This is a genomic window from Citrobacter sp. R4, assembly GCF_026719175.1.
In the GTDB taxonomy this organism is placed as follows: domain Bacteria; phylum Pseudomonadota; class Gammaproteobacteria; order Enterobacterales; family Enterobacteriaceae; genus Citrobacter_A; species Citrobacter_A sedlakii.
The window spans coordinates 88898-112769 of record NZ_JAPPSU010000008.1 but is presented as its reverse complement, the minus strand read 5'-3'; the positions used below and the strand labels follow the sequence as shown (position 1 = coordinate 112769).

Annotated in this window: 25 protein-coding genes; 9 read left to right on the top strand and 16 right to left on the bottom strand. The window is 55.4% G+C overall.

From position 1 onward, the window contains the following. Positions 1–15 precede the first annotated feature (15 nt). Complete coding sequence (gene chaB, locus OOJ60_RS17020; RefSeq protein WP_060571318.1) at positions 16–246, bottom strand: putative cation transport regulator ChaB; 231 nt, start codon at positions 244–246, stop codon at positions 16–18. 276 nt (positions 247–522) lie between these two features. On the opposite strand from chaB, the gene chaA reads away from it, so the two are divergent. Together chaA and OOJ60_RS17010 are read left to right on the top strand one after the other, a co-directional pair. Beyond that, a complete protein-coding gene (gene chaA, locus OOJ60_RS17015; protein ID WP_042283615.1) occupies positions 523–1623 on the top strand; it encodes a sodium-potassium/proton antiporter ChaA in 1101 nt (366 codons plus the stop codon). Positions 1624–1814: 191 nt separating this feature from the next. Continuing rightward, positions 1815–3731: a tyrosine-protein phosphatase gene (locus tag OOJ60_RS17010; RefSeq protein ID WP_205612100.1), complete on the top strand. Its 1917-nt coding sequence runs from the start codon at positions 1815–1817 to the stop codon at positions 3729–3731. 78 nt (positions 3732–3809) lie between these two features. On the opposite strand, the gene kdsA is transcribed toward OOJ60_RS17010, so the two are convergent. Genes kdsA through hemA form a run of 6 tightly spaced genes read right to left on the bottom strand, consistent with a single transcriptional unit; the run spans position 3810 to position 9114 of the window. Then, positions 3810–4664, bottom strand: coding sequence for a 3-deoxy-8-phosphooctulonate synthase (gene kdsA / locus OOJ60_RS17005; RefSeq protein WP_060571320.1), 855 nt, complete (start codon positions 4662–4664; stop codon positions 3810–3812). A 36-nt stretch (positions 4665–4700) separates the two neighbouring features. Beyond that, positions 4701–5510 carry an invasion regulator SirB1 gene (gene sirB1 / locus OOJ60_RS17000; RefSeq protein WP_042283626.1) on the bottom strand — a complete coding sequence of 270 codons (810 nt, stop codon included), beginning with the start codon at positions 5508–5510 and terminating at the stop codon, positions 4701–4703. A 3-nt stretch (positions 5511–5513) separates the two neighbouring features. Further along, on the bottom strand, positions 5514–5906 hold the full coding sequence (gene sirB2 / locus OOJ60_RS16995) for an invasion regulator SirB2 (RefSeq protein ID WP_042283628.1): 393 nt from the start codon (positions 5904–5906) through the stop codon (positions 5514–5516). Next, positions 5903–6736: a peptide chain release factor N(5)-glutamine methyltransferase gene (gene prmC / locus OOJ60_RS16990; protein ID WP_205612101.1), complete on the bottom strand. Its 834-nt coding sequence runs from the start codon at positions 6734–6736 to the stop codon at positions 5903–5905. The genes sirB2 and prmC overlap by 4 nt, the downstream gene beginning before the upstream one ends. Beyond that, positions 6736–7818, bottom strand: a complete 1083-nt coding sequence (gene prfA / locus OOJ60_RS16985) for a peptide chain release factor 1 (RefSeq protein WP_042283633.1) — start codon at positions 7816–7818, stop codon at positions 6736–6738. Before prfA ends, prmC begins: the two co-directional genes overlap by 1 nt. Positions 7819–7857: 39 nt before the next feature. Then, the gene (hemA, locus tag OOJ60_RS16980; protein WP_042283635.1) at positions 7858–9114 is read right to left on the bottom strand and encodes a glutamyl-tRNA reductase; all 1257 of its coding nucleotides are present in this window, start codon (positions 9112–9114) and stop codon (positions 7858–7860) included. Between the two features lie 201 nt (positions 9115–9315). On the opposite strand from hemA, the gene lolB reads away from it, so the two are divergent. The 4 genes from lolB (at position 9316) to dauA (ending at position 13895) form a co-directional block, all read left to right on the top strand. Beyond that, entirely contained in the window at positions 9316–9939 is a 624-nt protein-coding gene (gene lolB / locus OOJ60_RS16975; RefSeq protein ID WP_199957882.1) for a lipoprotein insertase outer membrane protein LolB, read from the top strand. Next, on the top strand, positions 9936–10787 hold the full coding sequence (gene ispE, locus OOJ60_RS16970) for a 4-(cytidine 5'-diphospho)-2-C-methyl-D-erythritol kinase (RefSeq protein ID WP_042283642.1): 852 nt from the start codon (positions 9936–9938) through the stop codon (positions 10785–10787). The genes lolB and ispE overlap by 4 nt, the downstream gene beginning before the upstream one ends. Before the next feature lie 266 nt (positions 10788–11053). After that, positions 11054–12001: a ribose-phosphate diphosphokinase gene (gene prs, locus OOJ60_RS16965; RefSeq protein ID WP_001518537.1), complete on the top strand. Its 948-nt coding sequence runs from the start codon at positions 11054–11056 to the stop codon at positions 11999–12001. A gap of 211 nt (positions 12002–12212) precedes the next feature. After that, the gene (dauA, locus tag OOJ60_RS16960) at positions 12213–13895 is read left to right on the top strand and encodes a C4-dicarboxylic acid transporter DauA (RefSeq protein WP_181823067.1); all 1683 of its coding nucleotides are present in this window, start codon (positions 12213–12215) and stop codon (positions 13893–13895) included. A 99-nt stretch (positions 13896–13994) separates the two neighbouring features. Here dauA and ychH read toward each other — a convergent pair whose 3' ends face one another. Then, entirely contained in the window at positions 13995–14273 is a 279-nt protein-coding gene (gene ychH, locus OOJ60_RS16955) for a stress-induced protein YchH (RefSeq protein WP_012906045.1), read from the bottom strand. Positions 14274–14547: 274 nt separating this feature from the next. Here ychH and pth point away from each other — a divergent pair, with 274 nt between their 5' ends. Both pth and ychF read left to right on the top strand, forming a co-directional pair. After that, positions 14548–15132 carry an aminoacyl-tRNA hydrolase gene (gene pth, locus OOJ60_RS16950; protein WP_042283649.1) on the top strand — a complete coding sequence of 195 codons (585 nt, stop codon included), beginning with the start codon at positions 14548–14550 and terminating at the stop codon, positions 15130–15132. 116 nt (positions 15133–15248) lie between these two features. Then, a complete protein-coding gene (ychF, locus tag OOJ60_RS16945; protein WP_042283652.1) occupies positions 15249–16340 on the top strand; it encodes a redox-regulated ATPase YchF in 1092 nt (363 codons plus the stop codon). A gap of 272 nt (positions 16341–16612) precedes the next feature. Here ychF and OOJ60_RS16940 read toward each other — a convergent pair whose 3' ends face one another. The 3 genes from OOJ60_RS16940 to OOJ60_RS16930 all read right to left on the bottom strand — a co-directional run bounded on the left by OOJ60_RS16940 (position 16613) and on the right by OOJ60_RS16930 (position 17866). Further along, positions 16613–17170 carry a nucleotidyltransferase family protein gene (locus OOJ60_RS16940; RefSeq protein ID WP_072014935.1) on the bottom strand — a complete coding sequence of 186 codons (558 nt, stop codon included), beginning with the start codon at positions 17168–17170 and terminating at the stop codon, positions 16613–16615. Positions 17171–17308: 138 nt separating this feature from the next. Then, on the bottom strand, positions 17309–17650 hold the full coding sequence (locus OOJ60_RS16935) for a DHCW motif cupin fold protein (protein WP_205612102.1): 342 nt from the start codon (positions 17648–17650) through the stop codon (positions 17309–17311). A 60-nt stretch (positions 17651–17710) separates the two neighbouring features. Beyond that, positions 17711–17866: a hypothetical protein gene (locus OOJ60_RS16930; RefSeq protein ID WP_407057095.1), complete on the bottom strand. Its 156-nt coding sequence runs from the start codon at positions 17864–17866 to the stop codon at positions 17711–17713. A gap of 181 nt (positions 17867–18047) precedes the next feature. Here OOJ60_RS16930 and OOJ60_RS16925 point away from each other — a divergent pair, with 181 nt between their 5' ends. Continuing rightward, positions 18048–18839, top strand: a complete 792-nt coding sequence (locus OOJ60_RS16925; RefSeq protein WP_205612103.1) for a PhzF family phenazine biosynthesis protein — start codon at positions 18048–18050, stop codon at positions 18837–18839. 43 nt (positions 18840–18882) lie between these two features. Here the strand turns inward: OOJ60_RS16925 and cobB are convergent, their stop codons facing one another. The 5 genes from cobB to lolC are packed head-to-tail and all read right to left on the bottom strand — an operon-like array spanning position 18883 to position 23798. Further along, a complete protein-coding gene (gene cobB / locus OOJ60_RS16920) occupies positions 18883–19704 on the bottom strand; it encodes a Sir2 family NAD+-dependent deacetylase (protein ID WP_205612104.1) in 822 nt (273 codons plus the stop codon). Between the two features lie 15 nt (positions 19705–19719). After that, positions 19720–20631, bottom strand: a complete 912-nt coding sequence (gene nagK, locus OOJ60_RS16915; protein WP_042283665.1) for an N-acetylglucosamine kinase — start codon at positions 20629–20631, stop codon at positions 19720–19722. Positions 20632–20660: 29 nt separating this feature from the next. Further along, positions 20661–21905 carry a lipoprotein-releasing ABC transporter permease subunit LolE gene (gene lolE, locus OOJ60_RS16910; protein ID WP_199957820.1) on the bottom strand — a complete coding sequence of 415 codons (1245 nt, stop codon included), beginning with the start codon at positions 21903–21905 and terminating at the stop codon, positions 20661–20663. Continuing rightward, positions 21905–22606, bottom strand: a complete 702-nt coding sequence (gene lolD, locus OOJ60_RS16905) for a lipoprotein-releasing ABC transporter ATP-binding protein LolD (RefSeq protein ID WP_205612105.1) — start codon at positions 22604–22606, stop codon at positions 21905–21907. Before lolD ends, lolE begins: the two co-directional genes overlap by 1 nt. Beyond that, positions 22599–23798: a lipoprotein-releasing ABC transporter permease subunit LolC gene (lolC, locus tag OOJ60_RS16900; RefSeq protein WP_042283671.1), complete on the bottom strand. Its 1200-nt coding sequence runs from the start codon at positions 23796–23798 to the stop codon at positions 22599–22601. The genes lolD and lolC overlap by 8 nt, the downstream gene beginning before the upstream one ends. Positions 23799–23872: the final 74 nt, after the last annotated feature.

Sequence of the window (23872 nt, the reverse complement as noted above, 5' to 3'; positions counted from 1 at the left end):
TTACATTTGAAGCGCTTATGATTTTTTATGCCATTTATCATCATCGCCCTTTTCATAATCATTTTTGACCGCCGCCCACGCAACCTTGTGCGCTGTCTCTTCGCGGCTGGCGTCATCCCGCCGATCCGCCTTGTCTTTGTACTGATCCCAGGCGCTGTTAAAAGCCTCTTTATAAATATCCTGAGCATGAGCGGGTAACACATTCTGTACGCTTTCCGGCAAATCTTTTTTCGATTTATACGGCATGGTTGCCTCCTCTTTCGGCTAAACCTTAAGTGTGGTCAACGCCCCTTTATTTCGCCACCCAGGTGGATGTTTTGCTAAAACACTTTATCTAACTCACTGTTATTGAATTATTCTATAAACAAAAGCGCTTCTTTTTATCGTTTCACAATTAAAACGCAGAGTTGGGGTAAAATTTCGTAAAAATGCCCCTACAACCTTACGTTTTCTGTTATTTTTTATCATCTTTATTACATTTATAACGACAGTTTGCCTGCATCACTTTAATGGAGAGTATGAATGACACATGCACAGGAGGCGGTGAAAACCCGCCACAAGGAGACATCGCTTATTTTCCCGGTTCTGGCGCTGGTAGTGCTGTTCCTGTGGGGGAGCAGCCAGTCACTACCAGCGGTGATCGGTATTAATATTCTTGCCCTGATTGGGATTTTGAGTAGTGCGTTTAGCGTGGTTCGTCACGCCGATGTATTAGCCCACCGCCTCGGTGAGCCTTACGGCTCGCTTATCTTAAGCCTGTCGGTAGTTATTCTTGAAGTCAGCCTGATATCGGCATTAATGGCCACCGGCGACGCTGCGCCAACGCTGATGCGCGATACGCTTTATTCCATCATTATGATCGTCACCGGCGGCCTGGTCGGTTTTTCTCTGCTGCTCGGCGGACGTAAATTCGCCACGCAGTATATGAATCTCTATGGCATCAAGCAGTATCTGATTGCACTGTTTCCGCTGGCCATTATTGTGCTGGTCTTTCCCATGACGTTGCCCGGCGCCAACTTCTCCACCAGTCAGGCGCTGCTCGTGGCCCTGATTTCCGCGGCGATGTACGGCGTGTTCCTGCTGATTCAGACCAAGACGCACCAGAGCCTGTTTGTCTATGAGCATGAAGACGAAGGCGATGACGACGATCCGCACCATGGTAAACCCTCCGCACACAGCAACATATGGCATGCGGCGTGGCTGATTGTACATCTGGTTGCCGTGATCGCCGTGACCAAAATGAACGCGAATCCGCTGGAAACCTTGCTGACGGAAATGAATGCCCCGGTGGCGTTTACCGGCTTCCTCGTGGCGCTTCTGATCCTCTCCCCGGAAGGGCTTGGCGCGCTGAAAGCGGTGCTGAATAATCAGGTACAGCGGGCGATGAACCTGTTCTTCGGCTCGGTGCTGGCGACCATTTCACTGACGGTACCCGTCGTGACGCTGATTGCGTGGGCAACAGGTAACGAGCTGCTGTTCGGCTTAGGCGCTCCGGAAATGGTGGTGATGGTGGCCTCTTTGCTGCTGTGCCAAATTTCGTTCTCAACGGGAAGGACGAATGTGCTGAACGGCGCGGCGCACCTGGCGCTGTTTGCCGCCTATCTGATGACGATTTTCGCCTGACGGCCCAGCGACGGCCAGGCCGATGTTTCGCGACATCGCCTGGCCTGAGGGTTAACGACTGCTGTATCACCCATTAACCGACTGTAATCATTAATCTATTTTCGCAGTTAAATTGCCGAACCGTCACAAATTGTTCACGCATGCTCCCTATACTCCGCGCCTGTTAACGTTAACAGACAAGGAGTTTGGTCATGAAAGCATCCCTGAGCCCGCTTACAGCACTTGTTCTTTTCACCTGCGTCAACGCGCAGGCTGCAGATCTTTTACTCAATACCCCACGTCTAAGCGGTATCGACAACTTCCGCGATATCGCCGGGCTAACCACCGCCTATACCACCGCCCATAACGGCGTAATGCGCGCGGGTGTATTCTATCGCTCAAACGCCCTGACGCCGACAGGAAACGATTTGGCGGCATTGGAGGATCTGCAGGTCACCACGGTCGTTGATTTGCGCTCCCCGGCAGAAATCACCGCTCAGGCCGACACACTGCCGGCGGGCAGCCGTTATGTCGCCGTCGATTTAATCGGTAATAACGGCGCCTTCGTCATCGATCTCAACAATATGAACGTCAGCGACATCGACGAAATGATGCAGGACGGCGAGCGCAGCTTCGTTACCAGCGACTACGCCCGTCAGGGACTGGGCAAGGTTTTCCGCGAGCTTGCCGCCGCAGATGACGCCGCCCTGTTCCACTGCACCGCGGGCAAAGATCGTACCGGCTGGGTCAGCGCCGTGCTGCAAACCATCGCGGGCGTCAGCGACAGGGATATCATGGCAAACTATCTGGCGACCAACGACTACACCGCCGAGCGTATCAGTGCGACGCTTGCCACGATGCCGACATCCATGCGCGATACTTACGGCGCGCTGATGGGCGTTCGCGCCAGCTGGCTGCAGGCCGGGCTGGATAGCGTTATCGCCAGCTACGGGTCGATGGACAACTATCTGAAAAAGGGCCTCGGCCTCGATCAGGCGACGATCTATGTACTGCGCGGCAAAATGGTGCGCTATCGGACGCTGCCCGGCGAATCCGGCTTCAGCGGCAACTCTGCGCAGGGGGCGTCGCTGCTGAACGCCCTGCAGGACTCCCCGCTGTCGGGACGTGACACGGCATATAACTACTATCTGCAAAGCGCTATCGATCAAGGCTCCCTCGGCGGGGTTGAAAAACAGATTGGCGGACAGGTTTTCGCCGACGCCAGCAGCTATCTGCTTCGCCAGCCGTCACGCCTGTACGATGCGCTCGCCCCGGTGATTTCCGCCCGCGGCCTTCAGGACGAAGAGTCTCAGGTCTGGTTGCAGGGGCTGGCGACCTATCTGGGAACGGATGCGAGCAGTGAAGCCAGCTCCAGCAGCGAACACAGCTGGGGAACGCTGGTCGGCGTCACTCATCGCTTCAACGCGCGCAGCGCAGCAAACGCCTCGATTGGCTATGGCGACGGCAGTATCTCTTCGGCAGGCGGCAAGGTGAAAACCCATACGCCGACGCTGGGACTCGGCGCACGCTACGCGCTCTCCTCGCTGGACAGCGGCCCCTGGGTCGGTCTGCAGGGCAGCGCCGGGTATATCGACTACCAGAGCGACCGCCGTCTCGGCGGCGGGCTGGGCGCCGCATCGGGCGATACCCACGGCCAGTTCTACAGCGGACGAGCCTCTCTCGGCTGGTTCAGTACCGTTTCAACGCTGACTCTCGACCCGGCCATCGGCGTGCAGGTGACGCATTTAACCCTCGACGGCTTTCGTGAACGCGGCAGTGAAGCGGCGCTTGACGTGGATGGGGTGAACCAGACGCAAACCAGCCTGACGGCTGACTTAGGGATCGGGATATTGCCGCAGCAGGTGGGAAACTGGACGCTGAAACCGGGCATTGCGCTGGGCTATGAGCGGATGCTGAATGATAAATCGACGAGCAGTCATGCCACGCTCTATGGGCTGGGCGTCGATCAAGCCTCGGCCTTCGGCAGCAAAGCGCTTTATAAAGCGGGCCTGCAGCTGAGCGCGACCTTTAACACTATCACCGTCGGCACTCGGGTGGATTATCTCACCGCCGATACGCACAGCGATGATGGCGTCGCGGGCCAGCTCAACGTGGCGATAGCCTTCTGACGGCGCCCGTACTGAATACCGCAATGCCGTTCACGTCAGCGGAACGGCATTGCGCTTGCGGTTTTCTCTCAGCGAAACTCAGCTCTCGGTATCCAGTTCGTCGAAACTTTTCACCAGCGAGTCAATCGCCTTCATCTGCACCAGGAACTGTTCCAGCTTCGCCAGCGGAAGCGCGGACGGACCGTCACATTTAGCGTTGTCCGGATCCGGATGCGCTTCAATAAACAGGCCGGCCAGACCCACGGCCATACCGGCACGCGCCAGTTCGGTCACCTGACCGCGACGACCGCCGCTTGCCGCGCCAAACGGATCGCGGCACTGCAGCGCGTGCGTCACGTCAAAAATCACCGGGCTGTTACCGGACACTTTTTTCATCACGCTGAAGCCCAGCATATCCACGACCAGGTTGTCATAGCCGAAGTTAGCGCCGCGATCGCAAAGAATAACGTTATCGTTACCGCCTTCGTGGAACTTATCCACGATATTTCCCATCTGGCCCGGGCTAACAAACTGCGGTTTTTTCACGTTAATCACCGCGCCGGTTTTCGCCATCGCTTCCACCAGATCGGTCTGACGGGCGAGGAACGCCGGCAGCTGAATGACATCCACCACATCAGCAACAGGCTGCGCCTGGCTCGCTTCGTGAACATCGGTGATCACTTTTACGCCAAAGGTCTGTTTCAGTTCCTGGAAAATTTTCATCCCTTCTTCCAGGCCAGGACCACGGTAAGAGTGGATAGAGGAACGGTTGGCTTTATCAAAAGAGGCTTTGAACACGTAAGGGATACCCAGCTTCTGGGTCACGGTTACGTAGTGCTCACAAATGCGCATCGCCAGATCGCGGGATTCCAGCACGTTCATGCCGCCAAACAGCACGAACGGCAGATCGTTCGCTACCTTGATGTCGCCAATGTTAACCACTTTTTGTTTCATAGGATCGCCTTAATGGTGAGTAAGAGTGTCGATAAATTAATGCAGAACAATTTGCTTGTGCGAGATGTTATTAATCTGCGCACGAATCATTTCGCTGATCGGGTCTTCCGGACACTGTTCAACGAAATAGCTTAAATCGGTCAACGCCACGTGTTCACATTCCAGTTGCGCATAGATTAATCCCCGGTCGCGTATTTCATACGGATCTTCCGGATTAAATTGCAGCAACGCTTCACTGGTCCGCAGCGCCAGTTCCATCTGCTGTTCTTCCATCAGAGAGGATTTCAGCGTGTCGAGCAGTTTGCGAATAACTTCCGCGTTATCGGCTTCGTCCAGATCTTCGTTAAACAGTTCCGCGACCGGACTGATATTGCCTTTCAGCCAGACTTCCAGCGTATGCTCATTCAGCGTTTCGCCGTTGAAGGGATTAATCAGCCACATTTCCCCTTCCAGCGACTCAATGCGCAAAATAAGCTGCGTCGGGAAAATGACCGGCACCAGCGGTAATGACAGGCGGTTGGCGACCCACAGTAAGATCGCGCCCAGCGACACCGCGCTGCCCTGACGGTTTTTCAGAACCTGGTCAAGCCATAATGCATCGGACAAACGGTAGACGCCGCGGCTGTCAGTAAAGCCCCATTCGCCGTAAAAAAGTGCCAGCAATTTTTCCAGTTGCTCATCCTGAGACAGGAGCTGGCTAATTTCTTCTTGCGCCAGGCTGACCAGACGTTCCAGCTCGTCGTAGACAGTTTGTGAGGGAAAATCCAGGCGGATGGCTTCCGACGCCAGAATCATTCCGTCGCACAGTGGCGCTTTATTAAATTCGAAATCAGCTAACGATCTCATGACTTACCCCAGTAACGATATTTTTGTGGTGGCGAGTTTAACGATGATGTACAGCGCCACCAACGCCAGCGGAAACGCGATCCACCGCGTCTGCCGACTGCGCGCCCGACGGTAATCAAGCGCGATAAAACCCAAAACGATGTAAATGATAACGCCAAACAGCTTCTCAGTCAGCCATGAGCCCTGTTCGGTGAATGGCAGGATGTGCGTTTTAGCGATTAAGCCGATACCGCTGAGTAACAGGAACGTATCAACAACGGGCGGTACAACTCGCGTCCAGCGGGCATCAGCCTGCGGAGAATGGCTTTCCCGCCACCAGAAACGCAGCACAAACAGGCTGACTGAGAGGGCGATGCTCAGCAAGTGGAGGGTAAGCAAAAGCGTAAAACTGCTCACGGCCGCCAGCGTCCCAGCGTCACCCGCTCGTTATCGCCGTAGTCCCGGCAGGTCTCCACGTCGTGATAGCCCGCGCGGACAAAAGCGTCGCGCACGGCTGTCCCCTGCTGCCAGCCGTGTTCCAGCAGCAACATGCCCTCCGGCATCAGAACGGCGCGCGCACGTTCGATGATGTGCTTGATGTCCGCCATCCCGTGATCGCCCGCGACCAGCGCCGTCAGCGGCTCAAAGCGAACGTCGCCCTGCGAAAGATGCGGATCCTGCTCATCGATGTACGGCGGGTTGCTGACTATCATCTCAAACTGGTTCCCGGCTAAGGCGCTGAACCAGTCGCTTTGCAGGATTCTGACGTTTGTGATGGCGTGTCGGGTGGCATTTCGCTGCGCTAGTGCAACGGCCTCCGGCATCCGGTCCACCGCCGTGACGTCGCAGTCAGGGCGCTCGGAAGCCAGCGCCAGCGCAATCGCCCCGGTACCGGTGCCCAGATCCAGGATCCGGCATGACGCAGCAGGCAGACGCGCCAGAGCCTGTTCAACCAGACATTCGGTATCCGGGCGCGGGATCAGGGTCGCTGGCGAGACAAACAGCGGCAGCGACCAGAATTCCCGTTCGCCGATCAGATGGGCGATCGGTTCGCCACGGCGACGGCGCGCCAGCAGCGCAGCCAGTTGCTGGCGCTGGGCGTCGGTTAATTCCGTTTCGCCAAACGCCAGAATCCAGGTGCGCCCCTTGCCGGTGACATATTCAAGCAGGATCTCGGCGTCACGACGTGGCGAATCGCTTTCCTGTAGCTGGCTTATGGCCTCACGCAACCAGTGTTGAAAATTCATTATTCCTGCTCGGATAGCGCCGCCAGTTGGTCAGCCTGGTATTCCTGCACGATGGGCTCGATCAGCATATCCAGCTTGCCTTCCATCGCTTCGTCCAGGCGATACAGCGTCAGGTTGATACGGTGGTCGGTGACCCGCCCCTGTGGAAAATTGTAGGTACGGTTACGGTCGCTGCGATCGCCGCTGCCTAACAGGTTTCGGCGGGTGGAGGCCTCTTCCTGCTGGCGCTTCGCCACTTCCGCCGCGCGAATACGCGCGCCGAGCACAGAGAGCGCTTTCGCTTTGTTTTTGTGCTGCGAACGTTCGTCCTGGCACTCCACCACAATGCCGGTCGGCAGGTGAGTAATACGGATCGCCGAGTCGGTGGTGTTAACGTGCTGACCACCCGCCCCCGAGGAGCGGAAGGTATCAATGCGCAGATCGGCCGGGTTAATATCCGGTAGTTCTGCTTCCGGCAGTTCCGGCATCACCGCGACGGTGCAGGCGGAGGTATGGATACGTCCTTGTGACTCCGTTGCCGGTACGCGCTGGACGCGATGACCGCCGGACTCAAACTTCAGTCGCCCATAGACCCCGTCGCCGCTGATTTTGGCGATGATCTCTTTATAACCGCCGTGTTCGCCTTCGCTCATGCTCATGATCTCTACCCGCCAGCGACGGGTTTCGGCGTAGCGGCTGTACATGCGGAACAGATCGCCGGCAAACAGCGCCGCTTCGTCGCCGCCGGTGCCGGCGCGCACTTCGAGGAACGCGTTGCGCTCGTCGTCCGGATCTTTGGGCAGCAGCAAAAGCTGGAGCTGCTGTTCCAGTTGTTCACTTTTGTCTTTTGCTTCGCGCAGTTCTTCCTGCGCCATTTCACGCATTTCAGGATCGTCGAGCATCATCTGTGCCGTTTCGATATCTTCCTGAACCTGTTGCCAGTCCGTAAAACAGCGAGAAACATCGCTTAATTGTGCATACTCACGCGACAGCGCGCGAAAACGTTCCTGGTCTGCGATGGTTCCCGCATCACCCAGCAACGCCTGAACTTCCTCATGGCGTTCATGCAGGGCTTCCAGTTTGGCAACGATAGAAGGCTTCATAGGCGTAAATGCACCTTGTAAAAAAAGAGGGGTGTGCTGCTACTCCAGCCCGAGGCTGTCGCGCAGAATATTCAGGCGTTCGTCGTCCCCGTCACGGGCAGCCTGCTGTAGAGATTTGGTTGGGGCGTGGATCAAGCGGTTGGTCAGCTTCCAGGCCAGATCCTGCATAATCGCCTGGGCATCGCCGCCCTGCTCCAGCGCAGCCAGCGCTTTGGCGGTCAGCTCGTCGCGCACCTGTTCAGACTGGCTGCGGTATTCGCGAATGGTCTCGCTGGCGCCTTGCGCGCGCAGCCAGGCCATAAATTCGCTGGTTTCCTGCGCCACGATGGTTTCGGCTTCCACGGCCGCGGCTTTACGCTGCGCCAGGTTATGCGAAATGATGCTTTGCAGATCGTCAACGCTGTAGAGATAGGCATTTGCCAGCTTGCCGACTTCCGGCTCGACATCGCGCGGGACAGCGATATCCACCAGCAGCATCGGCTGGTTGCGGCGGCTTTTCAGCGCGCGCTCCACCATCCCTTTGCCAATGATCGGCAGCGGGCTGGCGGTGGAACTGATAATAATGTCCGCCTCCTGCAAACGCGCGTCGATGTCGCTCAGCGCGATGACCTCGGCGCCGACTTCATCGGCCAGCACCTGCGCCCGTTCGCGAGTACGGTTAGCGATGATCATCTTCTGCACCTTGTGTTCGCGCAGATGACGCGCCACCAGCTCGATGGTTTCTCCTGCGCCGACCAGCAGCACGGTGACAGTAGACAGTGATTCGAAGATCTGGCGCGCCAACGTACAGGCGGCGAAGGCGACGGATACCGCGCTGGCGCCGATGTCGGTTTCAGTACGCACGCGTTTCGCGACGGAGAAGGATTTCTGGAACATGCGTTCCAGCGCGCTGGCGTTGAGGTGGCCTTTCTGCGAATCGGCAAAGGCTTTTTTCACCTGGCCGAGGATTTGCGGTTCGCCGAGTACCAGCGAGTCGAGCCCGCTGGCGACGCGCATCAGATGGCTAACGGCGGCGTTATCCTGATGCCAGTAGAGGCTGCTGCGCAGATCGTCTTCGTTAAGGTTATGGTAGTCGCATAACCAACGAATCAGCGCCTCCTGCAAATTGTCCTGCTCTTCAACGCTGAGATACAGCTCTGTACGGTTACAGGTCGACAGCACTACCCCACCCTGCACCATAGGCTGCGCGAGCAGGCTGTCCAGCGCCTGATCGAGCGTGTCCGGCGAAAACGTTACACGTTCTCGCAGCGATACAGGTGCCGTTTTATGGTTAATGCCGAGCGCTAAAAGGGTCATGTCTGCGGGAGTAGTACCAGCGTTGATATGGTTAGTCTGCTCGCATCATACAGGATGCGCGTAATCAATAAAAGAGAGCGCCCCCTTTTGGAGTAATCGCTTAACGCTTAAATTAAGATAACGTGAACGTAGACGATATACCCGCGCGGCGCTAGCATTAAGGGTTATTATTGCAACGTATCACAAGGATTCGTCATCACTATGACCCTGCCTGACTTTCGCCTGATCCGCCTGCTTCCGCTGGCAAGCCTGGTACTCACCGCCTGTACGATCAACGCGCCAAAAGGACCGGGCAAAAGTCCCGATTCCCCGCAGTGGCGACAGCACCAGCAGGCTGTGCTTCAGTTAAATCAGTATCAGACCCGCGGGGCGTTTGCCTTTATTTCTGACGATCAGAAGGTCTATGCCCGCTTCTTCTGGCAGCAAACCGGCCAGGACCGCTATCGCCTGCTGCTGACGAACCCGCTGGGCAGCACTGAGCTGGAGCTGAACGCGCAGCCAGGTCACGTTCAACTGGTGGATAACAAGGGCCAGCGCTATACCGCCGAAGACGGCGAAGAGATGATCGGCAAGCTGACCGGGATGCCGATTCCGCTGAACAGCCTGCGCCAGTGGATTCTGGGCCTGCCGGGTGACGCTACCGACTATAAACTTGACGATCAGTATCGCCTGCGCGAAGTGAATTACCGTCAGGATGGCAAAAACTGGAAGGTCGTTTACAGCGCCTATGACAGCAAAACGCAACCGGCCATGCCTGCCAATATGGAACTTTCGGATGGCGACCTGCGCATCAAGTTGAAAATGGATAACTGGATTGTGAAATGATGACCCACTGGCCATCCCCGGCAAAACTGAATCTGTTTTTATACATTACCGGCCAGCGCGCGGACGGTTATCACACGCTGCAAACCCTGTTTCAGTTCCTCGATTACGGCGACACGATCGACATTACGCCGCGCAGCGATGGCGAGATTCGTCTGCTGACGCCGGTAGACGGCGTGGCGCATGAGGATAACCTGATCGTTCGCGCCGCGCGTTTGCTGATGAAAACAGCCGCGCAACATGGTCGTCTGCCGACCGGCAGCGGCGCGGATATTCGCATCGACAAGCGTCTGCCGATGGGCGGCGGACTCGGCGGCGGTTCCTCTAACGCTGCGACGATCCTTGTGGCGCTTAACCACCTCTGGCAATGCGGCCTGTCGGTGGATGAACTGGCGGAACTGGGGATCCAGCTTGGCGCGGACGTCCCGGTATTTGTTCGTGGCCATGCCGCCTTCGCCGAAGGCGTGGGAGAAATCCTCACGCCGGTTAATCCGCCCGAAAAATGGTATCTGGTGGCGCATCCGGGCGTCAGTATTCCGACTCCGGCGATCTTCAACGATCCGGATTTGCCCCGTAACACGCCAAAAAGGTCAATAGAAACGTTATTAAATTGTGAATTCAGCAATGATTGCGAGGTTATCGCAAGAAAACGTTTTCGCGAGGTTGATGCCGCGCTTTCCTGGCTGTTAGAATACGCGCCGTCGCGCCTGACTGGTACAGGGGCCTGTGTCTTTGCTGAATTCGATACAGAGTCTCGTGCTCGCCAGGTGCTTGAGCAAGCCCCGGAATGGCTCGAAGGCTTTGTGGCGAAAGGCGTCAACCTCTCCCCTTTGCATCGGGCGTTACTCTAAATCATCCACGTTTCAGGAAGATGGCGAGATGACGAATCACCAGCCGCGTACTTCAGTATGTGACGGGTGTGAAGCATTAGAGCCAACATACATGAGAGAGGAATGATGGCGAGTAAGCCGGGCAAGCTGAGTTTCGGTGACAACGTCACCCTGTTCCAGACGTTGCATCGCGCTCTTTAATACACCGCATGGAGAGAATCCTGCCTGGCCCGCACAGTTTTTGGCAGATTCTTTCCACCAATGGACGCATGCCTGAGGTTCTTCTCGTGCCTGATATGAAGCTTTTTGCTGGTAACGCCACCCCGGAACTAGCACAACGTATTGCCAACCGCCTGTACACTTCTCTCGGCGACGCCGCTGTAGGTCGCTTTAGCGACGGCGAAGTCAGCGTACAAATCAACGAAAATGTACGCGGTGGTGATATTTTCATCATCCAGTCCACTTGTGCCCCCACTAACGACAACCTGATGGAATTGGTCGTTATGGTTGATGCCCTGCGCCGTGCTTCCGCAGGCCGCATCACCGCCGTTATCCCTTACTTTGGCTATGCGCGCCAGGACCGTCGCGTCCGTTCCGCGCGTGTGCCAATCACGGCTAAAGTTGTCGCGGACTTCCTGTCCAGCGTCGGCGTGGACCGCGTCCTGACCGTTGACCTGCATGCTGAACAGATCCAGGGCTTCTTCGACGTACCGGTTGATAACGTATTCGGTAGCCCAATTCTGTTAGAAGATATGCTGCAACTGAATCTGGATAACCCGATTGTGGTTTCTCCGGATATCGGTGGCGTCGTGCGTGCCCGCGCTATCGCTAAGCTGCTGAATGACACCGACATGGCGATCATCGACAAACGTCGTCCGCGTGCAAACGTTTCTCAGGTGATGCATATCATCGGTGACGTTGCGGGCCGTGACTGCGTGCTGGTTGACGATATGATCGACACCGGCGGTACGCTGTGCAAAGCCGCAGAAGCCCTGAAAGAGCGTGGCGCAAAACGCGTATTCGCTTACGCAACGCATCCGATCTTCTCTGGCAATGCAGCTAACAACCTGCGTAATTCCGTGATTGATGAAGTCGTCGTCTGCGATACCATTCCGCTGACCGATGAAATCAAAGCGCTGCCGAACGTACGTACGTTGACCCTGTCGGGTATGCTGGCCGAAGCGATTCGTCGTATCAGCAATGAAGAATCCATCTCTGCCATGTTCGAACATTAATCGAACCCGGCGCAAAAACCCGCTGCGGCGGGTTTTTTTGATGATGAATCAGCCCGGTAAGCGGCAACGTTTTTGGGCGATGCACACGGCCTGCCATTTCAGAACTTCCGCTACGGCGGTTTTTTTATCTTTAACCACTATTTGTATGACTTATGCCTCCTTCACCTGCCATTTAGTTGACAGATGATGCGCTCATGGATGAAACATTATTGTGAACAGAATCTTTTCCTCACATGTGATGCCTTTCCGCGCCCTCATCGACGCTTGTTGGAAAGAAAAATATACCGCTTCACGGTTTACCCGTGATCTCATCGCCGGGATAACGGTCGGGATTATTGCGATTCCGCTCGCAATGGCGCTGGCTATAGGCAGCGGCGTCGCTCCCCAATACGGTCTCTACACCGCGGCGGTTGCAGGTATTGTCATTGCCTTAACCGGCGGCTCGCGCTTTAGCGTCTCTGGCCCTACCGCCGCCTTTGTGGTGATCCTCTACCCGGTGTCGCAACAGTTTGGGCTGGCAGGCCTGCTGGTCGCGACCCTGATGTCCGGCATATTTCTGATCCTCTTTGGACTGGCCCGCTTTGGCCGCCTGATCGAATACATTCCGGTTTCCGTGACGTTAGGCTTTACGTCAGGGATTGGTATCACCATTGGTACCATGCAAATCAAGGACTTTCTGGGTCTGCAGATGGCGCACGTTCCCGAGCATTATCTGCAGAAAGTGGGCGCGCTGTTTATGGCGCTGCCAACGATCAACCTCGGCGACGCCGCCATTGGCATCGTGACGCTGGGCACTCTGATTTTCTGGCCACGGCTGGGTATTCGTCTGCCCGGTCACCTTCCGGCTCTGCTGCTGGGCTGCGCGGTGATGGGGATAGTTAACCTGTTCGGCGGTCATGTCGCGACCATCGGTTCGCAGTTTCATTACATCCTCGCCGACGGTTCGCAGGGCAACGGGATCCCACAGTTGTTACCTCAGCTGGTGCTGCCATGGAACCTGCCGGATTCCGATTTTACGTTAAGCTGGGACTCGCTGCGCGCCCTGCTGCCTGCGGCTTTTTCAATGGCGATGCTCGGGGCTATCGAGTCGCTGCTGTGCGCCGTGGTGCTTGACGGAATGACCGGCACCAAGCACAAAGCCAATAGCGAATTGATCGGACAAGGACTTGGCAACATTGTCGCGCCGTTCTTTGGCGGGATCACCGCCACCGCCGCGATTGCCCGTTCCGCCGCAAACGTACGCGCTGGCGCGACGTCGCCGATCTCCGCCGTCATTCACGCGATTCTGGTGATCCTCGCGCTGCTGGTGCTGGCGCCGCTGCTCTCCTGGTTGCCGCTGTCGGCGATGGCCGCGCTGCTACTGATGGTGGCGTGGAATATGAGCGAAGCGCATAAAGTGGTGGACCTGCTGCGCCACGCGCCGAAAGACGACATTATCGTGATGCTGATGTGTATGTCGCTGACGGTACTGTTTGATATGGTGATCGCCATCAGCGTGGGCATTGTGCTGGCATCCCTGCTGTTTATGCGGCGTATCGCGCGTATGACGCGCCTGGCGGCGGTTAACGTGGACGTGCCGGAGGATGTATTGGTGCTGCGCGTAATTGGCCCGCTGTTTTTTGCCGCCGCTGAAGGGCTGTTTACCGATCTGGAATCACGAATTGAAGGCAAGCGCGTTGTCGTACTGAAGTGGGATGCAGTGCCTGTGCTGGATGCGGGCGGACTGGATGCGTTCCAGCGCTTTGTCAAAAGGCTGCCGGAGGGATGCGAACTGCGGGTGAGCAATCTTGAATTTCAGCCGCTGCGCACCATGGCGCGCGCCGGCATCCAGCCGATTCCGGGACGCCTGGCGTTTTTCCCGAATCGCGACGCCGCCCTGGCGGATTTGACATAAATAAGCAAAAGCCCGGTGGCGTTCACGCTTACCGGGCCTCCCTTTCTTGCCAACTGTCAGACCGGAGACGACATTTGGTTCGCTATCCGGCAATCAGCGTTAACTATGACGGCGATTGTCGTTACGGCGGCAACGTTTATCGTAGTGGCGTACCCACCAGTAGCGGTCACAAACTTGTTCATGCCCGCCAACACGTGCCCCTGCAAGCCAGAGAATGGCGCCGACGAAAATACTCAGCACTGCACCATGTGCGAAAAATTGTGGCAGGTTAAATTGCGGCAGTTGGTTTAAAATTGAATAACCAACGCCAACAACCATCACCACTAACCCCAACCCCATTAGCACATTACCGAGTAACGAAGCGTTTTTGCGTTTCATATGTCACCTCCGGAACTTTTGGGTTGTTTCAGGGAATACCCCTAATCCTTATGTGTAAAGTATAGACAACACGCACCATTCTGAGTGCGGGAGCGATCACAAATACAACGTCACATTCAACAAAACTTTACAAATAAGCCCCTGAAGCCCTTGACTTTCTAATAGTCGACAGCGGCAACTATTCATTTCCCTCTTCTCTGACGCTGTTTTTTGTCAAGCGGGGCTGCAGACAGTACACTACGCGCCAGTGATTGACCTATGCAGGATAGAAAACGTGACGATTAAACTGATTGTCGGCCTGGCAAACCCCGGCGCGGAGTATGCAGCAACACGACACAATGCGGGCGCATGGTACGTCGATTTACTGGCTGAGCGGCTGCGAGCGCCGTTACGCGAAGAGCCGAAGTTCTTTGGCTATACGTCCCGGGTAACCGTTGAGGGTGAAGATGTTCGCCTGCTGGTGCCTACCACGTTTATGAACCTGAGCGGGAAAGCGGTCAGCGCGATGGCCAGTTTCTATCGCATTAATCCTGATGAGATTTTAGTGGCGCATGATGAGCTGGATCTGCCGCCAGGGGTTGCCAAATTTAAGCTGGGTGGTGGGCATGGCGGTCATAACGGCCTGAAGGACATTATCAGCAAACTTGGCAATAACCCTAACTTTCATCGCTTACGCATCGGAATTGGCCATCCGGGCGATAAAAATAAAGTTGTAGGCTTTGTGTTAGGAAAGCCACCGGTCTCTGAACAGAAGCTGATTGACGACGCGATTGACGAAGCGGCTCGCTGTACGGAGATTTGGTTTAAAGACGGTCTGACCAAAGCGACAAGCCGCTTGCATACCTTTAAGGCACAATAAACCGGGATGTGCGGCATTTTTGCCGTACGCTGTGTATAATAGGCAAAGTTGTTTTCATTTCTACAATCTGTTTTCTGTAACAGGTTGATTATCAAGTTATTAAGGTGATTTAAATCATGGGATTCAAATGCGGTATCGTTGGTTTACCCAACGTCGGGAAATCCACCCTGTTCAACGCGCTGACCAAAGCCGGTATTGAAGCGGCCAACTTCCCGTTCTGTACGATCGAACCGAATACCGGCGTCGTACCGATGCCTGACCCGCGTCTGGATCAACTGGCTGAGATCGTTAAACCGCAACGTATTCTGCCGACGACCATGGAGTTCGTGGATATCGCGGGTCTGGTGAAAGGCGCGTCCAAAGGTGAAGGTCTGGGTAACCAGTTCCTGACCAACATTCGTGAGACCGAAGCGATCGGCCACGTCGTGCGCTGCTTCGAGAACGACAACATCATTCACGTTGCAGGCAAAGTTAACCCGGCGGAAGATATCGACGTTATCAATACCGAGCTGGCGCTGGCGGACCTCGATACCTGTGAACGTGCGATTCACCGTGTGCAGAAAAAAGCGAAAGGCGGTGATAAAGACGCTAAAGCTGAACTGGCGGCGCTGGAAAAATGTCTGCCGCACCTGGCCGAAGCGGGGATGCTGCGCTCTCTGGATCTGACCGACGAAGATAAAGCGGCAATCCGCTACCTGAGCTTCCTGACTCTGAAACCTACCATGTACATCGCCAACGTCAACGAGGACGGTTTCGAGAACAACCCATATCTGGATCAGGTTCGTGAAATCGCAGCGAAAGAAGGCTCTGTGGTTGTTCCGGTTTGTGCTGCTGTTGAAGCCGATATCGCTGAGCTGGACGATGAAGAACGTGACGAGTTCATGCAGGAACTGGGGCTGGAAGAACCGGGTCTGAACCGCGTGATTCGCGCGGGCTATCGCCTGCTTAACCTGCAGACCTATTTCACCGCTGGCGTGAAAGAAGTCCGTGCCTGGACTATCCCTGTCGGCGCAACAGCCCCGCAGGCGGCAGGAAAAATCCATACTGACTTCGAAAAAGGGTTTATTCGCGCGCAGACTATTGCGTTTGATGATTTCATTACCTATAAGGGCGAACAGGGCGCGAAAGAAGCCGGTAAGATGCGCGCCGAAGGTAAAGATTACATCGTTAAAGACGGTGATGTGATGAACTTCTTGTTCAACGTCTAACGGCATTGATGCATCAGGAAGCGCTAATTCCTGTTCATTCACACTCTGCAAAATCCACGCCTTAGCGTGGATTTTTTTGGATGATTGCCCTGACAAAACACAACGTGAGGGATGGCAGTTTCATTAAGTTCGGTAACAATATCAGTGGCGTACTTACATCCGATTGTCGCTTATTGCTGACCTTCTGCTCAGTTAGCTTGTCCGCATTGTGCCAGAAACGGTCTATCAATCTAAGATCGAACCGCAGGAGCCGGGATATTAGTATATTGTGTTTATGTGGGAACAATGAGCTGTAATCTTGGATAACGTTCCAGCCATCGCTTTGTCGTGACCCGTTGTTTAAAAGAGTCCAATTTATCAATTTCAAATGCAGGAGTCGGCCGTAAACGCAATTCAAATAAGTCAGAAAGTCCATAAGGCGCACAAATATCAAGACCTTTCTTCCCCAATCTGACGGCTACAGCAGTTGCCGTTTCAGGCCAATGCAGTAGAGCATTTCGTGTTGATGTATAGGGATGATCACCGTTACGTTTATGCATTCTGGCTTGATTCTTCACCGACCAATCTAACGAAGGCACTTGTTGCCTAAGCCTGTCTTCAAGGTAACGATCATGTTCTGGGCTACAGTGCTCTGAGTCAAACCAGACTATATCCACATCACCAGAAACAGGACTTGGGCCATACTCATGTAATTGATCCCAAACTGCATCTCGCACAAACCCAGCCCCAATCCAGCCATCATTGAGTTCAAGTGCCCGAACAGCATCAAGAACCTTCATTCTGACAGGGTCAGTTGACAATATTTTCTGCAGTGACTTTTGGTATTCCATTTTTACCTCTACTGGAAATAGTAGCCCATTGGTTTAAATACCTTCATCTTCCCCTCCATGTCCGCTCCTCGTTCAGTGCAGATCTTAAAACCTTTCCGGCAAGAAGCAGTCTTTATGGCAACCAGGTTTGCTGGCACGTTAATCAACAATAAACAGCGTTGCGCCTGTCGTTGTGCTGGATTGATGCCGCTCAGCGTTATCGCCAACCTGATAACTCATTCCGGCCTTCAGGACAAATTCTCGTCCATCTTCCAGCACGGTTTTTAACTCGCCTTCAATACAGAAAAGGATATGCCCTTTTTGACACCAATGGTCCGCAAGGTAGCCAGGCGTATACTCAACCATACGTACACGGATTTGATTGGGTTTGTTACCAAAGTATTGTGTACGCCAGTAAGCGATGCCCGTTTCTCCAGGGTACACTGTTCTTTCAACTTCGTTCCAGTTCGTGGTGCCAAAAGCAAACGCATCCATCTTCATTGTGTTGGTCCCCGTGGGAATACAAATTATCTGTCAACGGAATAAAGCGACATACACACATTACACGCCATGCTGACGCTTCGCTTCATTTTTCACATGTATGATCATTTCGCTGGCCCCGTGTTCCATCCAGTCAACACCCTTGCCTTCCTGCGCCCCGGCAATGGCGATATGCGACATGGCCATCTCAGGAGCAGCGCCATGCCAGTGTTTCACGCACCAGCCCCCACTCCCAGAAGTCAGAATGTTATCGGTATGTATGCAAGGGCAAAGCAACTGAAACAATACCTACCTTAAATTGCAGGCCGCGCTTCGGTCTCGGGAAAGAGAATGAAACTGCGCATTGCCGTGTCATGATAAGGTGTGAGTTTTCCGGATATGCCGTGAGGTTGACGCTATGCAACAAATTGATTTCTACATGATAGATGCCTTTGCTACCACCACCTTTGGCGGTAATGCCGCGGCGGTCTGCCCGCTTACCGAATGGCTGTCCGATGAGACACTTTTAAAAATGGCGAAGCAGCATAATCAATCGGAGACCGCTTTCTTTGTGGTCTCCGACATGGGTTTTACGCTGCGCTGGTTTACCACACAGGGGGAAATCAATCTGTGTGGACATGCCACCCTTGCGGCGGCGCACGTCATCTTCGAACATCTGAATTATCCTTATGCGACCATTCATTTCGATACCCGATTTGTCGGGCCGCTGACCGTCACCCGCAGCGGCGAGTGGTTGACGCTGGATTTTCCGGCCTGGCAGACGGACCCCGTCACGCCACCGCCTTTATTGCTCGAGGCATTAGGCATTACGCAGTACACAGAAGTGCGCGCCGCACGAGATTATCTGGTTGTCCTGGAGCATCAACGCGAGGTGGAAGCGCTGTGCCCGGATATCAGCGCCATGCTGCCTCTTGGGAAAATGGTGTGCGTCACCGCGCCCGGTGCCGGGGAATACGACTTTGTGAGCCGTTTCTTCTGCCCCGGTGAAGCGGTTGCAGAAGATCCGGTCACCGGTTCAGCGCACACCATGCTCATCCCTTACTGGGCTGAAAAATTGCATAAAACGCAGATGCTCGCGTATCAGGGGAGTGAACGCGGCGGCGAACTACGCTGCCAGCTAAAGGGGGATCGGGTTTACATCGGTGGGCAGGCAACCACTTATCTGACGGGCAAGGTGCTGTTGCGCTAAAACGGAGAAATGCTGCCCGGCATTCTCTCCGGGCAGTAACGCGTCACAGTCCTTTCAGTAACTTCTCGACGAACTCAGGCACCACCTGGCTTGCGGGGCCGTAATACTTCTCATCGAATTCGCTGCCGACCTGACTGGGCTCAAGGTTCAGCTCAACCGTGTGCGCGCCGTGCAGTTTCGCTTCGTGGACAAAACCGGCCGCCGGATAAACGTGCCCGGAAGTGCCAATGGCGATAAAGACATCCGCCATGGCCAGCGCCATATAGATCTCATCCATGCCAATCGGCATTTCACCAAACCAGACGACATGCGGGCGCAGCGGCGCCGGAAACTGGCAGCAATGGCATTTATCGTCCGGCGTAACGTCACCGGTCCACGGCAGAATCTGCCCGCTCTGCGAACAATGCACCTTCAACAGCTCGCCGTGCATATGAATAATATTATGATTACCCGCCCGTTCATGCAGGTTATCGATATTTTGCGTTACCAGCATAAAACGATCGCCCAGCGCCTCTTCCAGCTTCGCCAGTGCGAGATGCGCCGGATTCGGCTGAATTTCAGGCTGTTGCAGCTGTCGACGACGCGCATTATAGAATGACTGCACCAGCTCCGGATTACGGGCGAAGCCTTCCGGCGTCGCTACGTCTTCGACGCGATGTTCTTCCCATAAACCGTCCGCCGCGCGGAAGGTGCGAATTCCGGACTCCGCAGAAATGCCAGCCCCTGTAAGCACTAATACTCTCGGTTTTTCCATCACTTCCGGCACCACTCTGTCTCTGAAAAAGATCCGCTGACGCAGACGTTCGCGTAGATGGCGTTTGTTTTTACGAAATCGACTTAACCGATGACCCCGACGCGACAGCATAGCAACCTCTATTGATTAATCGGTAAGATGTAAGAAGGCAGCACCGCGCATTCCGCCCGCGTCGCCGTGACGCGCACGTTCAATACGCGGTACGCGTGCGACAGGCAATAAGTGGCGCGGCAGTCTGTCTGCCAGCTGCGTGGTGACGGCGGTAAAATTCGACAGGCCGCCGCCAATAACCACCAGATCCGGATCGACAATCGTCAGGATATTTCCCAGACAAACGGCCAGTAAGTCCAGATAACGTTCAACATGCGCCCGCGCCTGTTCGTCGCCCTGCTCCCACAGCGCAATGATTTCAGGCGCCTCCAGCGGTTGATGATAATAATGCTGATACAGCCAGGCAAATCCCCGCCCGGAAAGATAATTTTCAATGCAGCCCAGTTGACCGCAGCCGCAGCGACGCAACGGAAAGTCGAACCCCATCAGCGTGAGGGCATCAACCGGCAGACGCATATGCCCAAATTCGCCGGTAATATAACTGCGGCCGGTGATCGGTTTTCCGTTAAGGATCAAACCACCGCCTACGCCGGTGCCGAGGATCAACCCCATCACCAACGGATATTGGGTGAATTCATCGTCCCAGGCTTCAGAAAGCGCAAAGCAGTTCGCATCGTTATCAAGGCGAACATCACGGTCAAGACGCGCGCTAAGGTCGGCACGCAAGGGTTTGCCACTGGCGGCGGGAACGTTCGCGGCATACAGGGTGCCATCTTCAGTTTCCGGCATGCCCGGAATACCAATACCGACCGATCCTTTGACGCCAAAGCGCTGGTCAGCTTCCGCCACCAGCTGACATACGGCGTCTAAAAAGGCCGCGTAACCGTCGCGTGGCGTAGGTATCCGTTTTTCCCACTGGAGTTTGCGCTGATTGTCAAACACGCCTAACGCAATTTTTGTACCGCCAATATCAAACCCGTAATACATTGCCGCTCCTTGTCTTTTTTCTTTTGGCGTTACTGGCCGCTGAGCACTCTTGCCGGGTCAATATTGCTGGCGCGCCGCGCCGGATACCAGCTTGCTAACAGGCTCAGCAACAATGCCGTGACCAGCACGTAAATCACATCCAGCCAGTGCAACTCCGATGGCAGGAAGTCAATAAAATAGATATCGCCGGAGAGGAACTGATGGCCGATCAGTTTCTCAATGCCGTTGATAATTGGGGTCAGCTGAAGCGAAACCACCACGCCAATCACCACGCCAATCAGGCTACCAAACAGTCCCGCCAGCAGGCCGTACCAGACAAAAATGGCGCGAATAAGACCATCTTTCGCCCCCAGCGTTCTTAATACCGCAATATCGCCGCTCTTGTCTTTAACCGCCATCACTAATGTTGAAACAATGTTAAAACAAGCCACGCCGATCACCAGCACCATCGCCAGATACATAATCGCGCGGATCATCTGGATATCGCGGTACATATAGCCGTAAGTGCCAATCCAGCTCTTGATGTAAACGTAGCTGTTGGTGACTTCGCCCGCGGCGCGAACCAATTTGTTCGCGTTAAAGACGTCGTTAACCTTCAGCGCAATACCGGAAACCGTGTCAGGCATGTCGAGATACTGCTGGGCATCCGCCATCGGGATCATTGCAAAGCTGTGATCCAACTGACCGCTCAGTTGCAGGATGCCGGCAACGTGCAGGCGGACGCGTTTTGGCTGCATCAGTTTATGATCGGCACTGGCGTTGGGGATCATGATCGACACCCAATCCCCCTGCTTCACTTTCAGCGCATCGGCGACGCCTTTGCCAATGATGATCTGTTGCTCTCCGGCCTTAAAGCCGGTCCAGGCGTTATTCAGCACAAAGGACGGTAGCGCGCTCAGCCGCTGCTCCTGCTGCGGATCGACGCCTTTGACCTGGATGGCGCGCAGATTGGCTCCGCTTTCCACCAGACCGGTAAAGTTGATATAAGGGGCCGCCGCCGTGATGCCCGGCACCTTCTGAACTTTTTCCAGCGCGTCGCGCCAGTTGTTCCATGGCTGATTGACGGCCTCGATTTCACCGTGCGGCACCACCGCCAGAATGCGGTTATTCAGCTCACGCTCGAAGCCGTTCATCGCGCTTAAGCCAACGATAAGCACAGCCACGCCCAGCGCAATGCCGATGGTGGAGATCACCGAAATCAATGACACCATACCGCCACGCCGACGTCCCCGGCTAAAGCGCAAACCAATCAATAACGATAAAGGCGACGCCATTACTCCGCCCCCATCAGGCTCAGTTCCGCGGTCAGGCGTCCGTCACGCATTTCCAGCTGGCGACTCATGCGCTTTGCCAGGTGCAGATCGTGCGTGACCACCAGAAACGCGGTGCCCTGCGAACGATTCAGTTCCCCGAGCAACTCGAAAATGCTGTCCGCATTGCGCGCATCGAGGTTACCGGTCGGTTCATCCGCCAGCACCAGACGCGGGTTATTCACCAACGCGCGCGCGATAGCCACGCGCTGACGCTCACCGCCGGAAAGTTCAGACGGACGATGGTTCGCACGATGATCCAGCCCTACCGCTTTCAGCATCTCACGCGCCCGCTGGTCGATCTCCGTCGGCTTTTTCTTGCCGATCAGCAGCGGCATCGCTACGTTTTCCAGCGCGGTGAAGTCCGGCAGCAGGTGGTGAAACTGATAAATGAAGCCAAGTTTTTGGTTTCGCAGTTCCGCTTTCGCCGCCGGGGAAAGTGTGCTCATCGGCTGACCGCTGAAAATCACATCGCCAGAGGTCGGCGTATCCAGTCCGCCCAGCAGATGCAGCAGCGTACTTTTGCCGGAGCCGGAGCTACCGACAATCGCCATCATCTCTCCTTCGCCCACGCTGAAGCTGACATCGTGCAGCACGTCGGTCTGCACGGCGCCTTCCTGATAGCGTTTGCACAATTTGTCGCATTGCAACAGGATCTTATTCATAACGTAAAGCCTCAGCGGGTTGAGTGGCGGCAGCGCGCCAGGAAGGATAAAGCGTAGAAAGCAGCGCGATGGCCATGGCCACCAGCGCAATCACAATCACCTGTAGCGGCTCGATCGCCACCGGCAGCGAAGCGCCATCCAGCAGCACACCGATAACCGGCATCAGGTTGTTTAACTGACTGGCAAGCAACGCGCCAAGCGCCGCCCCCAACACTGCGCCGATAATCCCGGCGCTGGCTCCCTGCACCATAAAGACCATCATGATCTGGCGCGGCGTCAGCCCTTGCGTTTGCAGAATCGCCACTTCGCCCTGCTTCTCCATCACCATCAAACCCAGCGAGGTAATAATATTGAACGCCGCCACCGCCACGATCAGGCTAAGCAGCAGTCCCATCATGTTCTTTTCCATCCTTACGGCCTGGAACAGTTCGCCCTTGCGCTCGCGCCAGTCCTGCCATTTCGTGCCTTCCGGCAGCGTCTGCTGACTGAGAGAGTCCACCTTCAGCGGCTCGTTCAGCCATAAACGCCAGCCGGTAATGTTTCCCGCCGGATAGCGCATCAAACGCGACGCATCCTGAATGTTGGTCAGCATCTGATAGCCGTCGACTTCACTGTTCGCCGCAAACGTGCCAATGACGGTAAACAGACGCTGGCTCGGCAAACGCCCCATCGGCGTGAACTGGCTGGCTGAGGGCACCATCACGCGGATTTGGTCGCCGCGATTAACGCCAAGCTGCCCCGCAAGCTGTTCCCCGAGGATGACATTATACTTACCCGGCTGGAGATCGGTTTGTCTGACATTGACCAGATACGGCGTCAGCGGATCGTTTTGCGCCGGATCGATACCCAGCATAACGCCCACCGCCACGCTGCGCGCGCTTTGCAGAACCACATCGCCGGTGGTCAGCGGCGCGACACGGCTCACGCCGTTGAGCTTGACGGCGTTTTCCGGTAACTGGCCGGGATTCAGCGAGCCTTGCTCAGCGGAAAGAATGGCCTGCGGCATCAGGCCCAGGATGTTATTTTGCAGTTCACGTTCAAAGCCGTTCATCACTGACAAAACCGTGACCAACGCCATCACCCCAAGGGTAATGCCGATGGTGGAAAGCCAGGAGACGAAGCGACCGAAGCGGTCTGCTGCACGCCCACGCATGTAGCGCAGGCCGATGAATAGAGCGACAGGTTGGTACATGAAATCCGTCTGGTTGCGATTAGCAAAGTCACGAGTATATAAGCGAAAGCGGAATGGGTAAACGTCTGAACCGT

Coding starts and splice junctions, on each gene's coding strand:
- lolC (WP_042283671.1), bottom strand. CDS start 23,798: ATGTACCAACCTGTCGCTCTATTCATCGGCCTGCGCTACATGCGTGGG.
- OOJ60_RS16940 (WP_072014935.1), bottom strand. CDS start 17,170: ATGGAATACCAAAAGTCACTGCAGAAAATATTGTCAACTGACCCTGTC.
- nagK (WP_042283665.1), bottom strand. CDS start 20,631: ATGTATTACGGGTTTGATATTGGCGGTACAAAAATTGCGTTAGGCGTG.
- kdsA (WP_060571320.1), bottom strand. CDS start 4,664: ATGAAACAAAAAGTGGTTAACATTGGCGACATCAAGGTAGCGAACGAT.
- sirB1 (WP_042283626.1), bottom strand. CDS start 5,510: ATGAGATCGTTAGCTGATTTCGAATTTAATAAAGCGCCACTGTGCGAC.
- lolE (WP_199957820.1), bottom strand. CDS start 21,905: ATGGCGTCGCCTTTATCGTTATTGATTGGTTTGCGCTTTAGCCGGGGA.
- lolD (WP_205612105.1), bottom strand. CDS start 22,606: ATGAATAAGATCCTGTTGCAATGCGACAAATTGTGCAAACGCTATCAG.
- lolB (WP_199957882.1), top strand. CDS start 9,316: ATGACCCTGCCTGACTTTCGCCTGATCCGCCTGCTTCCGCTGGCAAGC.
- OOJ60_RS16935 (WP_205612102.1), bottom strand. CDS start 17,650: ATGAAGATGGATGCGTTTGCTTTTGGCACCACGAACTGGAACGAAGTT.
- ispE (WP_042283642.1), top strand. CDS start 9,936: ATGATGACCCACTGGCCATCCCCGGCAAAACTGAATCTGTTTTTATAC.
- ychF (WP_042283652.1), top strand. CDS start 15,249: ATGGGATTCAAATGCGGTATCGTTGGTTTACCCAACGTCGGGAAATCC.
- OOJ60_RS16925 (WP_205612103.1), top strand. CDS start 18,048: ATGCAACAAATTGATTTCTACATGATAGATGCCTTTGCTACCACCACC.
- OOJ60_RS17010 (WP_205612100.1), top strand. CDS start 1,815: ATGAAAGCATCCCTGAGCCCGCTTACAGCACTTGTTCTTTTCACCTGC.
- cobB (WP_205612104.1), bottom strand. CDS start 19,704: ATGCTGTCGCGTCGGGGTCATCGGTTAAGTCGATTTCGTAAAAACAAA.
- ychH (WP_012906045.1), bottom strand. CDS start 14,273: ATGAAACGCAAAAACGCTTCGTTACTCGGTAATGTGCTAATGGGGTTG.
- chaA (WP_042283615.1), top strand. CDS start 523: ATGACACATGCACAGGAGGCGGTGAAAACCCGCCACAAGGAGACATCG.
- prmC (WP_205612101.1), bottom strand. CDS start 6,736: ATGAATTTTCAACACTGGTTGCGTGAGGCCATAAGCCAGCTACAGGAA.
- chaB (WP_060571318.1), bottom strand. CDS start 246: ATGCCGTATAAATCGAAAAAAGATTTGCCGGAAAGCGTACAGAATGTG.
- hemA (WP_042283635.1), bottom strand. CDS start 9,114: ATGACCCTTTTAGCGCTCGGCATTAACCATAAAACGGCACCTGTATCG.
- prfA (WP_042283633.1), bottom strand. CDS start 7,818: ATGAAGCCTTCTATCGTTGCCAAACTGGAAGCCCTGCATGAACGCCAT.